Here is a 14,026-nt window from a genome sequence, read left to right as displayed (position 1 = left end):
CCCAATCTCCTCTCCCTCACTAACCGTCTCCTCCGAAGCGGGATGCAAAAGTAGAAAAAATAACCGCCATTGCAAACTATCCGCAAGTTATTATACAGAGAAAAACGTAAGTGTATGATTTACACTAAGAAAAAAATTAATTTTATAATTTTGGGAAAGGCATTAAAGAGGGATTTGGATGATTTTTACTTAGGGTGGGAAAACCGAAGCATAAATTTTTATTCTGAAAGAAGTTAAATAAACCCGACTTGAATGGAAAACCCGCAAGCGAAGTATGAGCTGAGGATTTGAAATAGAGGGCGGGACTACCAAATAATAGTAGTACAGGCCCTGCTTTTCTAAATATTTTAATATTGTCCTGTACTTAAAAGCACTAGCGTACATGCTTCAATTGGTTCGATGCCATTTTGATCTAAAAGTTTTTCCAACTCATAGTTTTCTGTACCCGGATTAAAAATTACGCGTTTTGGTTTGGTTTCCAATATATAGTTATGATATTGTGATTGAAGAGCGGGACCTATATATAAGGTTACGGTATCGATATCATGATGTATTAATTCGGGCTTCTCGATTTCGATTCCGGCGACTTCACCTTTTTTAATTCCAACGTTAACGATATCGTGATTAAAACGCTTTAACATATGGGCTGCCTTATATGAATATCTTGATGGATCTGGAGATGCACCTATAATGAGTGTCTTTTTCATAGTATAGAATTTCGGGGATTAAAATTTTGATAAGAGCGCAATTTGACCAGAGTGATAGGAATGATGTTGAACTAAGCCATTTACTAATTCAATATTAGTAACGCCAGTACCCAAGGCTGGATTTCTCTCGTCATTCGTATTTTCATTCCATTGGCTATCCTTTATAGATTCGCAGAGACGGATTAATTCTTCGTTGGCTACTTTAAAATTGAATATAATTTTTTCCCAAGCTTGGGCCGTTTTTTCTTCTGGAATAGGCCAATCGCCTAAGACTGGCTCAACAGACAAATTTCCTAATAATCTAGAGGTTACTTCTTCTGTCCAGCTAGTTAAATGCAATGCGATTTCTGCAATAGAATGCGCATTGGGAATAAAATGTTCGAAGGCATTCTCTGGTTTTACATTATTGAGCGTTTGCATAACATGATTGCCATGCCAAGCATCGCCATTAAAAGCCTTCTGGATTTCGTTTGTAATGTTAATCATATTGAAATAACAAATTGGGTGATGTAAAGTTTTTTAGCTGGTTGCCAATATTGCGTTTGCACAGTTTATTCCATCAATTGCTGCTGATACAATTCCACCAGCATAGCCTGCTCCTTCTGCACAAGGGTACAAGCCACTAACTTGAGGGTGCTGAAAAGTTTCTTTATCTCGAGGGATTCGTACCGGAGATGAGGTACGGCTTTCCACTCCTACCAATATGGCTTCGTTTGTGTAATAGCCTCTAATTTTTTTTCCGAATAAAGGTAAAGCCGCTCGAAGGCTTTCGGATACAAAGTTTGGCAAAATATTATCGAGCATAACGCTTTTTGTTCCTGGCAGATAAGAATTTTTGGGTAAATCGATAGATAGTTTATTGTTTACAAAATCCATCATCCGCTGTGCGGGAGCGACAAGATTACCGCCACCAGCTTCGAAAGCCAGTTTTTCTATCTCAGATTGAAAATTTAACATCCTAAGCGGGTCGTAGCCTTGAACATCATCTAAAGTAACTTGAACAACAGTACCAGAGTTTGCAAAAGGATTATTTCTTTTTGAGGGCGACCAACCATTTACAACAATTTCGTTTTCGCCGGTTGCACATGGTGCAATAATACCGCCAGGGCACATACAGAAAGAGAATACGCCACGAGGACCAACTTGTTCTACCAAACTATAATAGGCTGGGGGTAAAAATTCTGATCGGATATCGCAATGGTATTGAGCTGAATCGATAATTTCTTGGGGATGTTCTATCCGAACCCCTAAAGCAAATGGCTTTGCTTCGATTAAAATATTCTTTTTATTTAATAATTCATAAACGTCTCTGGCCGAGTGACCAGTGGCAAGAATAATATGATCGGCATATAATTTATCTTCAAAATTAATTTCAATGCCTTTTATTTTACCAAAATCGATGAGGATGTCAGTCATTTGGCTATCGAACATCACTTCTCCGCCGGCATTTAATATTGTATCCTTTATCGACGTAATGATTTGAGGAAGTTTGTTTGTGCCGATATGTGGGCGTGCATCAACTAAAATATCTTGCTCGGCACCGTGGCTTACAAAAACCTGAAGCACTTTATTAATATCGCCACGCTTATTAGAACGCGTGTAGAGTTTACCATCAGAATAGGTGCCTGCTCCTCCCTCACCGTAACAATAATTAGATTCTGTATTTACTACTCCTTCTTTATTTATTGCTGCTAAATCTCTTCTACGCTGTTTTACATCTTTACCGCGTTCAATAATAATTGGTTTTAATCCGTTTTCGATGCATTGTAAGGCGGCAAATAAACCAGCTGGTCCAGCACCAATAATTAGGACTGGCTTGCCATTACTTACATTTTGATATTTTACATTCTGGATTTCGAGGACTTGCTCTTCGTCGATAAAGACTTTAACTTGTAGACGAAATATAACTTTTCTTGAGCGGGCATCAATAGAGCGTTTCAGAATTTCGTAACCTTTGATTCTATTTTCTGGAAGCTTTAAGGCTTCTGCTAGTTTCTGGTTGATTACCTCAGTTTCCTCAACCTGATTTGGGAGCAATGTTATTTCGATCTCTTTTTGCATGGTCCGTCAGGTTTTTATCCTGAATGAAACAAAGGTACATCAAAATTATAAATATGATAATATATGTAAGACTTTACCTAAAGTGGCAGAGATTTTCACAAAATGTAACAAAGGCATACAATTTGATATCTAATTTGTAAATTGACCATAATTCAATTTTGACTTTAAAAACAAAAACCATAAAAATGAAAAGATTAGTATTTGGAATTTTAGCTGCTGTAATTGCAGTTAGCACCTTAAGTTCATGCGGATACAATAGCATGGTTAAACTTGATGAAAATGTAAAATCTAAATGGGGAACTGTACAAACTCAATATCAACGTAGGGCAGATTTAATTCCAAACTTGGTGAGTACTGTAAAAGGTGCAGCAAAATTTGAGCAGGGAACATTAACTGCCGTTGTTGAAGCGAGAGCTAAAGCAACACAAATGACGGTTAAAGCGGATGATTTGACTCCAGAAAACATTCAAAAATACCAAGCGGCACAAGGTCAGTTAAGTCAAGCTTTGGGTAAACTACTATCTATTACAGAGGCTTATCCAGAATTAAGGGCTACACAACAGTTCAGCGATTTATCGGCTCAGTTGGAAAGTACAGAAAACAGGATTACGGTTGCACGTAAAGATTTTAATGATGCTGTACAAGAATATAATGGAAAAATAAGATCGTTTCCAACTAACTTAACCGCAGGAATGTTTGGTTTTAAAGCTAAAGGCTATTTTGAAGCTGATGCTACTGCCAAAGATGCACCAAAAGTAGAGTTTTAACATTCTTAAGATAACATTTGAGGGTAATGAGTGTTTATTTAATTGAACACTTATTACCCTTTTTACTTCATATAAAATAAAACATGTCGTTATTTTCAGAAATTGAACAAGATAAGGTAGCCAAGGCCATTTCGGATGCAGAAAAGGCAACTTCTGGTGAAATAAGAATTGCCATAGATAAACATTGCCCTGGAGATCCTTATGAAAGAGCAATAGAGTATTTTGCAAAATTAGATATGGATAAAACCGCACAGCGCAATGGTGTATTGATTTATTTGGCACATGCCGATCATAAATTTGCAATTATCGGCGACGCTGGAATTAATAAAGTTGTGCCCGATAATTTTTGGGAAACCACGAAAGTTGCCATGAAAGCGCACTTTGCAAAAGGCGATTTGGCAGATGGGATTGTTGCAGGTGTATCTTTAGCGGGAGAAAAATTGGCCTTGTTTTTCCCTTATCAAACGGGAGATATTAATGAGTTGCCAAATGATATTGTTTACATGGATAATCAGGATAAAAAATAAGCAATGAAAAAATTATTCCTTTTATCAATATTCAGCTTAATTTTTGCATTTGCTTTTGCGCAAGATTTCCCTGAGAAACCGACAACACTCGTTAATGATTATTCGGGTGTACTTTCATCAACACAAAAACAAGCACTAGAAACTAAACTTGTTGCTTTTAATGATTCTTCTTCTACTCAAATAGCTGTAGCGATATTAAAATCGGTTGGCGATTACGATATAAATGAATATGCTGTAGAACTTGGCAGGAAATGGGGCGTTGGCCAAACTGGCAAAAACAACGGTATTATGATTGTTGTGGCTGTTGGAGATCGCAAAATATCGATCCAAACCGGTTACGGGGTTGAAGGTGCCTTACCAGATGTTTATTCCAAAAGAATTATTGAAAACGATATTAAGCCCTTTTTTAAAGATGGCGATTATTATGGCGGACTTGATGCCGGCACAACATCAATAATTAAATATACGAAGGGAGAATATAAAAATGATAACCCAAAAACATCAGCTGGCAAAAAGGGTGGCTCTGGAAGCATTGCTATAATCATTATTATTGTGGTGATCATTATTATATTTATGAGAAAAGGCGGAGGCGGAAATAGTGAAGTTATAGGCGGAAGAGGTGCTTCAAACGCTTTATTCTGGGCAATGCTTTTCGGAAGCGGAGGCGGTGGCCGAGGTGGAAACAGTGGCTGGGGAGGTGGAGGCTTTGGCGGTGGTTCTTCTGGTGGCGGAGGTGGATTCGGAGGATTTGGTGGTGGAAGTTTCGGTGGTGGAGGTTCTAGCGGAAGTTGGTAGTCATTGGTCATTGGTCATTGGTCATTAGTCATTAGTCATTAGTCATTAGTCATTAGTCATTAGTCATTAGTCATTAGTCATTAGTCATTAGTCATTAGGTTGGAAAGATTTCTTTTTTGAGTGTTACATACATCCAAACTTTTATAATAAATTAATTGAACAGCAATTGTGTACAGAAAAGATTTAATCACGGCAGAGATTCAGAAATTAGCTCAGGTTTTGGCCAGAATAATGGGACTAAAACTAGAAGGCAAACTTAAAGAAGCTGAAAGTATTTTTAATGAAACGATGGAACTGAGTTTCGTGCTTCCCCAAGAAATACTACTTTCTAACAATCCATTAGTATTTGAAAATTGGCTGAATGAAAATGATCTTTCTCCGGAAAAGCTCGATTCTTTGAGTGAGTTTTTATATTACGAACTTGGCGTGAGTGAGCGCAGGAACGAAATTATTGCTCCAAAACTTAATCTGATTTATCAACAATTGGCAGATAAGCATAAAATTGTTCACTTAGTGAATTTGCATCGCCAGAAAACAATCCAACAGTATTTAAACTAGAATTAATAAAAAATCAATTATAGATGATTATAGAGAAGTGGCGAAAACTTGCCTCTAAATATTTAGTGAGAGAGAAATGGGCAACTTTAAGGGTTGATACTTGCGAGTTGCAGGGTGGAATTATTAAAGATGATTATTATGTTTTGGAATATCCAAATTGGGTAAATGCCATCGCTTTAACAGAAGAAGGAAAAGTAATTATGGTGCGCCAATATCGCCATGCTGCCGACATTATTTCTTTAGAAGTACCTGGTGGCGTAATTGATGGTGATGAAGAACCGGAATATGCCATTAAACGCGAACTTTTGGAAGAAACGGGTTACAGCTTTAAAACCTGCAAATTTGTTGCAGAACTTTATCCAAATCCTGCCACATCAAACAATAAAACTTTTACTTACGTTTTAACTGGTGGCGTAAAAACTCATGAGCAACATTTAGATGAGCATGAAATTTTGAATGTTGAAGAATACTCCATTGAAGAAGTTAAGCAATTAATAAAGGATAATAAGATTGCCCAGGCTTTACATGTAGCAGCTTTGCTTTATGGATTGGCTGAGGTAGAAGAAAATTAATTGATCTAGTTGATAAGAAATTAATTGATACAAAAAAGTTCCCGAATTTAACATCCGGGAACTTTTTTTTTACAAGGCTTTTATCTTTAGTATTTAAGCTTTTAGCTCATTTTTAATTTCTTTTGAATATCGTGCACGTAAGCTTTAAACTTTTTGTCCGTATCGATTAAATCTTCTACGGTTTGGCAAGCATAGATTACGGTACTGTGATCGCGACCGCCAAAGAAAGCACCAATCGTTTTTAATGATGATTTTGTGTGGCTTTTAGAAAGATACATTGAAATTTGACGAGCCTGAACAATTTCTCTTTTTCGAGTTTGAGATTTAACCATATCAACAGGAACCTCGAAGTATTCGCAAACCAATTTCTGAATATATTCCATCGAAATCTCTTTTGAAGTATTTTTGATGAAGTTTTTTAGCATTTGCTTAGCCAAGTTCAGATCGATTTCCTTTTTGTTCAAAGTAGCTTGAGCAAGTAAGGAAACCATTGCACCTTCAAGTTCACGAACATTGTTATCAATATTATGTGCAACGTATTCTACAACTTCTCCTGGTAACTCAATACCATCAGCATACATTTTCTTTCTTAAAATGGCGATACGAGTTTCTAAATCTGGGATTTGCAAATCTGCAGATAAGCCCCATTTAAAACGACTTAATAAACGCTCTTCTAAACCTGCTAAATCTTTTGGTGCCTTATCAGATGTTAAAATAACCTGTTTGCCTGATTGATGCAAGTGATTAAAAATATGGAAGAAAATATCCTGAGTTTTTTCTTTACCAGCAAAATTGTGCACATCATCCATTATGATAACATCCATTGCCTGATAAAAGTTAACGAAATCGTTAATGGTATTGTTCTTTAATGAATCAACAAACTGCTGACAGAATTTTTCGCAACTTACGTAAATTACGAGTTTATCTGGCATACTGCGTTTTATCTCGTTACCGATGGCCTGTGCTAAGTGCGTTTTTCCTAAACCTACTCCACCGTAAATCATTAATGGATTAAAAGATGTTCCACCTGGTTTCGCCGCTACAGCATAACCCGCAGAACGGGCCAAACGATTACAATCTCCTTCAATGTAATTTTCGAAAGTATAATTAGAGTTTAATTGAGGATCTACATTTAATTTCTTTAATCCAGGAATAATGAAAGGATTTTTGATGTCCTTATTTATCGAAACAGGAATTGGCATGGATTGAACCTTTGCCTCTGCCCCATTTCCGTTTGAGGGCATGTTGGTAGTATAAGGATTACCGCTATTAGATGATTTATCTACAACGATGTTATATTCCAACCGGCCATCCTCTCCAAGTTGTTTTTTTACTGTTTTACGTAATAAGCCTACATAATGCTCTTCAAGCCATTCGTAAAAGAACAAACTCGGTACTTGAATGGTTAAAACCTTACCTTCCAACTTAAGGGCTGTTATTGGCTCGAACCAGGTTTTAAAACTTTGGTTCGGGATGTTATCCTTAATAATTTGAAGACAGTTCTTCCACACTTCAGTACAAGTTTTTTCCATTGCGATTTCTATAATTTATTGGTTTTCAGTGCCGATTCGAATTTACGGGATGGTCCGTTTCGGGACTACGAATATTGACAAAATTATCAACATTTGAAACAAAAATTTCAATTATTTTGTAACGTATTCATAAGCAGTAACCTACCACGCTTAACCTGAATTTTTAGTGTGGATAACTATTTCTTAACATTGGTTATCCACAATAAAATCGTTTTATCACCCTTTTAGCCCTTTATTTCGAATCAGAGATAGAAAAGCAAATTCCAAGCCATTATTAATGTTAGTCGGGCTGTTTGCTGTAGTTTGCATTTGTTTAAACTTCAAATCAGCTGAAATCAAAGCTTTTACAACCAAACAAATAAAAAGCTGTCGCTCCCATCCCGTTTATCAAATAAAAGCTGTGCTACTATTTCTCAAGCAAAATTCTACAAGCCAAGCATCGGCCAATTAATATTCTCCAAAAACATCTCTCAAAACATCGGCAATTTCGCCTAATGTTGCATACTTTTCTACAGCATCAATAATAAGGGGCATTAAATTGGTGTCTGTTTTGGCTGCAGCTCCTATTAATTTTAACGCTTGTTGTACGGCAATGTTATCTCTTTCAATTTTTAACTGAATCAGTTTTTGGGTTTGTAGTTTACGGATAGAATCATCAACATTAAAAACTTCTGTAATCCCTTCTTCTGCCTGAGTAAACTTATTAACGCCAACTAAAACTCGATCTCCATTTTCCACCTCAGTTTGATATTGATAAGCAGCATTAGAAATCTCATTTTGCATGTAATCGCTTTCAATCGCATTTACCGATCCACCCATCGCATCTATCTTATCAATATAGGCCCAAGCAGCAGTTTCTACTTCATCTGTAAGGTTCTCTATAAAAAAAGAACCCGCCAAAGGATCAACAGTATCTGTTACACCACTTTCAAAGGCAATAATCTGTTGGGTACGCAAGGCGATTTTTGCAGCAGATTCTGTAGGGAGTGAAAGTGCTTCATCATATCCGTTGGTATGCAAAGATTGAGTTCCGCCTAAAACCGCCGCCATGGCTTGATTGCTTACCCGAATTACATTATTTAATGGCTGTTGTGCGGTTAAGGTAGACCCACCGGTTTGCGTATGAAAACGAAGCATTTGTGCTTTATCATCAGTTGCGCCTAAATCTTTTGTAATTTTGGCCCACATTCTCCTCGCCGCTCTAAACTTTGCTATTTCCTCAAAAAAATTATTGTGGCAATTGAAGAAAAACGATAATCGCTTAGCAAAAACATTAATATCTAATCCTTTATCTAAAGCTGCTTTTAAATAGGTTTTGCCATTAGCTAAAGTAAAAGCCAGTTCCTGCACTGCCGTAGAACCTGCTTCGCGAATGTGGTAGCCAGAAATAGAAATCGTATTCCACTTCGGAACTTCCTTGCTACAATATTCAAAAATATCGGTAATCAAGCGCATCGATGGTTTTGGAGGATAAATATAAGTGCCTCTCGCTGCGTATTCCTTTAAAATGTCATTTTGGATCGTTCCAGAAATTTGCTTTAAATCTGCACCTTGCTTCTTTGCCAAGGCAATATACATCGCCAACAAAATAGAAGCCGTTGCATTAATTGTCATTGAAGTGGTAATGTTTTTCAGCTCGATGCCATCAAACAAAATCTCAACATCCTTTAATGAATCTATGGCAACACCAACTTTTCCCACTTCACCGTCAGACATTTCATGATCGGAATCGTAACCAATTTGAGTAGGCAAATCGAAAGCGACTGATAGCCCCGTTGTACCTTGTGCCAATAAATAATGATACCTTTTGTTAGATTCTTCAGCAGTAGAAAAACCAGCATATTGCCTCATTGTCCATAAACGACCGCGGTACATATCTTTCTGAATCCCTCTGGTAAACGGAAATTCGCCTGGTTTTTCTTCCATCGGCTTCGCAGAAGTGTAAAGCTCTTTTATCTCTATCCCAGATGTGGTGGTATGTTTTTTATCGCTCATGTTTGGTTAGTTCATTGGTCATTTGTTCAAGTTTAATTAGTTATTTGCAGAGCTATACACCGAACAATTAACCAATTCAAACAATTAACCGATTAATCTTTTAAGCAGTTAGTTCATTAAAACAATTTCTGAATATCCTTTTTAACCAATTCAATAGTTAAATCGTAAGGATTTTCATCAATACTGGCCATGTGCTGTAAAATTGCTTTGCTTAATTCTATTCCATTCGCATCAGCAGGCAATCCTTTAACCGCATTGTTAATCATCGCAATGGTATCCTCTTTAAGTTTCCGAACCACATTCCAAGTTATACTATCAATATAAAGTTGTTGCGTAATGTTATGCTGATATTCTGAGCGAACCTCATTTAAAATTCCCGCCTGTAAAGTCGAAATTCCAATTCCTTGTTGGTGAAGACGAACAAGTAGGTTTGCCGGATTAATTCTGTCGGTAAAAATAATCAGCCTTTCATGCGCCTGTAACCTCAATGGCAATAAATGGGCTCTACTTTCTTTATTTAATTCGATGTTTTTTAAGTTAAAGAAACGATGGATATCATTTTTTAATAAGTAATAAATAGCGAATAGGGCTAGAAAAACGCCTAAAAATAAGACAACGATATCAATTAGGATTTGTTGGGTATTCATTTGTATTGTTTAATTACGGTAATATTAACGTGTAGATAAAAGCAAAAATGTGCATTATTATTTATATTTGTAACAGTTAAAATTTAAATAACATGAGCACAACAGTTGATACAGCATTTGCACCGGTTACTTTTTCAGAAGGAGCAGCAAAAGAGTTATATAAATTAAAGGATCAGCAGGAGATTGGTGAGGATTACGGATTGCGTGTTGGGGTTGAAGGCGGAGGTTGCGCTGGTATGAATTATATTTTAGGTTTCGATCAAAGAAAAGATGGAGATCAGGAATATTTTATTGAGGGAATTAAAGTTTTCATGAACAAAGCGCATCAAATGTACCTTATGGGCATGATGATCGATTGGCAAGATGGATTAAACTCTCGTGGTTTTACTTTTGTAAATCCTAATGCAACCAGCACTTGTGGCTGTGGCACCAGTTTTTCTGCATAAAGAAAATAATATTGTAACATATCTAGTAGTCCCCTTGTCTAAACATCGGGACTTTTTTTATTTTTATAGGATATGTAAGTTTAGGCTTAATTAATCTTATTGCTGAAAACGAACCATTTCATACAAACGCTTAAATGAATTACAGAGAAAACATCAGGCTTGCCCTAGAATCGATTAAGGGCAATAGACTTCGTACTATGTTAACTGCTTTAATTATTGCCATTGGTTTAATGGCTTTAGTGGGCATTTTAACTACGCTTGATGCTGTTAAGAAAAGTATGACCGAGGCTTTTAGTAGTATGGGTGCAAATTCATTTACCATAAGAAATCGTGGAACTGGAATTAGAATCGGCGGACAAGGAAAAAGACCAAAACCTTTCAAATCAATTAGATACGAAGATGCTGTTCGATTTAAAGATAGCCTAAATACGCCAGCAACTGTTGCCGTAAGTGTTTTTGCAAGTGGAGGTTCTACGGTAAAATTTGGCAGTTTAAAAACCAATCCAAATATTAATGTTCAAGGTATTGATGAAAATGGCTTGGCCTCTCAAGGATTAAATTTATCTGAAGGAAGAAACTTTAGCGTATCCGAAATTCAGCTTGGAAGCAATGTTTGTATTGTTGGTGGTGAAGTTGTTGATAAGCTTTTTAAAGGCGCAGATCCAATGGATAAGCTGATTAATGTAGGTAATAATCGTTTTAAAATTGTCGGTATTTTAGCAAAAAAGGGATCTAGCATGGGCTTTAGTGGAGATAGAGCTGTTTATGTTCCATTGTTAAAGGCTAAGCAAATTAATGCGAATGCAAATCCATCTTATACCATAACCGTTATGGTTCCGAATAATGATATTCAGGAAAATATTATTGGTGAATCGACAGCCTTATTTAGAAATATCCGTAAGGTTAAAGTTGGGGAAACGAACAATTTCGAGATTACAAAAAGTGATGCAATTGCGCAAACCTTATTTGAGAACTTGGCTTTCGTTGCCATTGGCGGTGTTGCAATTGGAATAATAACCTTAATTGGTGCATCAATCGGACTGATGAATATTATGCTCGTATCGGTTACGGAAAGAACCAGAGAAATTGGAATCCGTAAAGCAATTGGAGCAAACCCTCAAGTTATCCGTCGCCAGTTTTTAATTGAGGCTGTGGTGATTTGTTTAATGGGTGGAGCACTGGGAATATTTCTAGGGATTTTACTCGGTAACTTAATATCCTTAGCTATGGGAGGTTCATTCATTATCCCGTGGTTGTTTATTTTGGGCGGCTTCATTTTGTGCGTATTGGTTGGAATAGGTTCTGGTTATTATCCTGCAAAGAAAGCATCGAAATTGGACCCTGTAGAGGCATTACGATACGAATAACCCCAAACCCTTAAAGGGGAGCTAAAAGCAAGATTGAAAATAACAATGGCAAAATAAACTAGAAATTAAACAATGTACAAGCTATAGAAATTCAAAGTCCACTTTAGGGGATTTAGGAGTTTATAGCAATACATTATTCAACTGATGTTGGGTAAGTAATTGATGCATTCCGGAAGTTGTTAAGCTGTCTTCCAAAGCAGTTGCATGTTTTAAATGATGCATATCGCTCCCAATAAAATCTACCAAATGGTTTTCGACCATTTCCTCTGCGGTTTTTTTTGCTCCCGCTCCATAGTAACCTGTCAAGGCAATAGAATTGAGCTGAAGCAAACAGCCTGTTTCTCTTATTTGCTGATAATTCTCAATTGAACTATAAAAATACGGATAGCGCTCGGGATGCGCCAAAACTGGCTTGTAACCCGCATCTTGCATAATTTTAATAAAATCGAATAAGTTTTGAGGGATATTAATGTAAGATAGCTCGAAAAGTAAGTATTGATTACCAAAAGTGAGCACTTCCTTTTGTCGTACCTTTTTTTCCAACGTTTCATCAAGATAATATTCAGCGGCGGCACTTACTTCTAAATCGAGCTGAATATCTTGTAAACCCTTTCTTAAAACATCTAAAGCCCTCTTGATTGTATCTGGAGTATTTCGATAATAATCTGCCATGATGTGTGGCGTAGCGATGAGTTTTTTAAAACCAAGTGCCTTAAATTTTTTCGCTAAAAGTAAAGAATCGTTTATGGTTTGTGCGCCATCATCAATACCGGGAAGGATGTGCGAGTGCATATCTGTTCCAATATTTGAGAAATTAAATTCGGGTAATATTTTTTTCTTTTTAAATAGTCCGAACATAACGACGGGATCTTAGCTTAACTTATTTCCTTTGGCAAATTTGATGCCTCAGCTTCATTGGCTAATTTAGAAGAATAAATCCTGTCTAACAAATGATTTAAGTTTTCCGAAAGATCGAATTGTAAATCTTCGTGTAATTTTTTAAATTTATTTATGGTAACCGAAACCGTTTTAATGTAATATGCTGAGAATAAAAAACCAAAATCCCGATAGCCAAAAATAGATCTTTTGTATTCTATCGGGATAATGTTTAAAATATAAATCTTCAGTTCTACTTCTCCTAAAACATCTTTGGTAACTTTATAAAAGTGATTTACCGAAGTAATCATCTTCCTTACTTTAACCAATGCTTCTTTAGCATTTAGCTTTTTAAGTTCAGAGATTTGCGCTTCAGCTTCTGCTTTTATCTTTTCTTTTCTGTCTTCTAGGTCGATTTCACTTTCCAACAATTTATAATGGAGGTGTTCCGTAAGCACTTTATCTTTAGCAACAAGCCTTAACAACAACTTATCTTTTTCTTTGATAGGAAGATCTGTTATGGCAACTTTTAAATCCTTGTGCTCCGCTAGCTTCATTTAAAATGGATTCGCTTTGATGTATTTCTCCCATTCCCAAGCGGATCTCATCATTTCATCAATCCCAAGATCTGCTTTCCAGCCCAGTACATCGTTCGACTTCTGAACATCACCGTAAACCTTTTCTACATCTCCGCTCCTTCTAGGGCCGATTTTGTAATCCAGTTTCTCTCCTGTTGTATTCTCAAAAGCGGAAATAATTTCCAGTACAGATGATCCCTTTCCCGTTCCGATGTTGAAGACCTCATAATTGCTTTCCGCTTTCTTTTCCTCCATCCGCTTAACCGCAGCAACATGTGCCTTGGCCAAATCCACAACGTGGATGTAATCGCGAACTGCAGAACCGTCGACAGTGTCGTAATCATTTCCGTAAACCGTAATCGGTCCGCGTTTACCAATGGCCGATTGTGTAATAAATGGAACCAGGTTGGCCGGAACTCCGTTTGGAAGTTCTCCGATCAGTGCGGTTTCGTGTGCGCCAACCGGATTGAAATAGCGCAGTGCGATTACGTTCAAGTCTGGCGTTACCGCAGTTGTTTCCTCAAGAATCTCTTCGGCAATCTGTTTGGTGTTTCCGTAAGGCGATTCGGCTTTTTTAATCGGTGCCGATTCGGTAACG

The 14,026-nt window shown here is 36.9% G+C and carries 16 protein-coding genes; 7 read left to right on the top strand and 9 right to left on the bottom strand.

Going from position 1 to position 14,026, the window contains the following annotated elements; all coding sequences use genetic code 11:
* Positions 1 to 347: 347 nt before the first annotated feature.
* The 3 genes from H7U22_RS19370 to H7U22_RS19360 are packed head-to-tail and all read right to left on the bottom strand — an operon-like array spanning position 348 to position 2,768.
* Positions 348 to 707, bottom strand: coding sequence for a CoA-binding protein (locus tag H7U22_RS19370; RefSeq protein ID WP_187072993.1), 360 nt, complete (start codon positions 705 to 707; stop codon positions 348 to 350).
* 18 nt (positions 708 to 725) lie between these two features.
* Positions 726 to 1,193, bottom strand: a complete 468-nt coding sequence (locus H7U22_RS19365; protein WP_187072992.1) for a DinB family protein — start codon at positions 1,191 to 1,193, stop codon at positions 726 to 728.
* A gap of 33 nt (positions 1,194 to 1,226) precedes the next feature.
* On the bottom strand, positions 1,227 to 2,768 hold the full coding sequence (locus tag H7U22_RS19360) for an NAD(P)/FAD-dependent oxidoreductase (RefSeq protein ID WP_187072991.1): 1,542 nt from the start codon (positions 2,766 to 2,768) through the stop codon (positions 1,227 to 1,229).
* Between the two features lie 185 nt (positions 2,769 to 2,953).
* On the opposite strand from H7U22_RS19360, the gene H7U22_RS19355 reads away from it, so the two are divergent.
* From H7U22_RS19355 to H7U22_RS19335, 5 genes are all read left to right on the top strand, one after another.
* Complete coding sequence (locus H7U22_RS19355; RefSeq protein WP_187072990.1) at positions 2,954 to 3,535, top strand: LemA family protein; 582 nt, start codon at positions 2,954 to 2,956, stop codon at positions 3,533 to 3,535.
* 83 nt (positions 3,536 to 3,618) lie between these two features.
* The gene (locus H7U22_RS19350; protein ID WP_187072989.1) at positions 3,619 to 4,062 is read left to right on the top strand and encodes a TPM domain-containing protein; all 444 of its coding nucleotides are present in this window, start codon (positions 3,619 to 3,621) and stop codon (positions 4,060 to 4,062) included.
* Positions 4,063 to 4,065: 3 nt separating this feature from the next.
* Entirely contained in the window at positions 4,066 to 4,857 is a 792-nt protein-coding gene (locus tag H7U22_RS19345) for a TPM domain-containing protein (RefSeq protein ID WP_187072988.1), read from the top strand.
* A gap of 168 nt (positions 4,858 to 5,025) precedes the next feature.
* Entirely contained in the window at positions 5,026 to 5,415 is a 390-nt protein-coding gene (locus tag H7U22_RS19340; protein ID WP_187072987.1) for a hypothetical protein, read from the top strand.
* A 23-nt stretch (positions 5,416 to 5,438) separates the two neighbouring features.
* Complete coding sequence (locus H7U22_RS19335; RefSeq protein WP_187072986.1) at positions 5,439 to 5,987, top strand: NUDIX hydrolase; 549 nt, start codon at positions 5,439 to 5,441, stop codon at positions 5,985 to 5,987.
* Positions 5,988 to 6,088: 101 nt separating this feature from the next.
* On the opposite strand, the gene dnaA is transcribed toward H7U22_RS19335, so the two are convergent.
* The 3 genes from dnaA to H7U22_RS19320 form a co-directional block, all read right to left on the bottom strand.
* The gene (gene dnaA, locus H7U22_RS19330; protein ID WP_109930718.1) at positions 6,089 to 7,519 is read right to left on the bottom strand and encodes a chromosomal replication initiator protein DnaA; all 1,431 of its coding nucleotides are present in this window, start codon (positions 7,517 to 7,519) and stop codon (positions 6,089 to 6,091) included.
* A 447-nt stretch (positions 7,520 to 7,966) separates the two neighbouring features.
* Positions 7,967 to 9,514 (bottom strand): acyl-CoA mutase large subunit family protein, encoded by a 1,548-nt coding sequence (locus tag H7U22_RS19325; protein ID WP_187072985.1) that lies wholly within the window; start codon positions 9,512 to 9,514, stop codon positions 7,967 to 7,969.
* 116 nt (positions 9,515 to 9,630) lie between these two features.
* Positions 9,631 to 10,161 (bottom strand): DUF7935 family protein, encoded by a 531-nt coding sequence (locus H7U22_RS19320; RefSeq protein WP_187072984.1) that lies wholly within the window; start codon positions 10,159 to 10,161, stop codon positions 9,631 to 9,633.
* Between the two features lie 92 nt (positions 10,162 to 10,253).
* On the opposite strand from H7U22_RS19320, the gene H7U22_RS19315 reads away from it, so the two are divergent.
* Both H7U22_RS19315 and H7U22_RS19310 read left to right on the top strand, forming a co-directional pair.
* Entirely contained in the window at positions 10,254 to 10,607 is a 354-nt protein-coding gene (locus tag H7U22_RS19315) for a HesB/IscA family protein (RefSeq protein ID WP_187072983.1), read from the top strand.
* A gap of 134 nt (positions 10,608 to 10,741) precedes the next feature.
* Positions 10,742 to 11,974 carry an ABC transporter permease gene (locus tag H7U22_RS19310; protein ID WP_187072982.1) on the top strand — a complete coding sequence of 411 codons (1,233 nt, stop codon included), beginning with the start codon at positions 10,742 to 10,744 and terminating at the stop codon, positions 11,972 to 11,974.
* Between the two features lie 120 nt (positions 11,975 to 12,094).
* Here H7U22_RS19310 and H7U22_RS19305 read toward each other — a convergent pair whose 3' ends face one another.
* From H7U22_RS19305 to H7U22_RS23210, 3 genes are all read right to left on the bottom strand, one after another.
* Positions 12,095 to 12,832, bottom strand: a complete 738-nt coding sequence (locus H7U22_RS19305; protein WP_187072981.1) for a tyrosine-protein phosphatase — start codon at positions 12,830 to 12,832, stop codon at positions 12,095 to 12,097.
* Between the two features lie 17 nt (positions 12,833 to 12,849).
* Entirely contained in the window at positions 12,850 to 13,407 is a 558-nt protein-coding gene (locus H7U22_RS19300) for a hypothetical protein (RefSeq protein WP_187072980.1), read from the bottom strand.
* The coding region (locus H7U22_RS23210) for an NAD-dependent epimerase/dehydratase family protein (RefSeq protein WP_248284811.1) at positions 13,408 to 14,026 on the bottom strand (619 nt) is incomplete at its 5' end.

The organism is Pedobacter fastidiosus (assembly GCF_014306625.1).
Taxonomy (GTDB): Bacteria; Bacteroidota; Bacteroidia; order Sphingobacteriales; family Sphingobacteriaceae; genus Pedobacter; species Pedobacter fastidiosus.
Note: the sequence above shows the minus strand (reverse complement) of the source record. Positions and strands in the feature narration are given on the sequence as shown.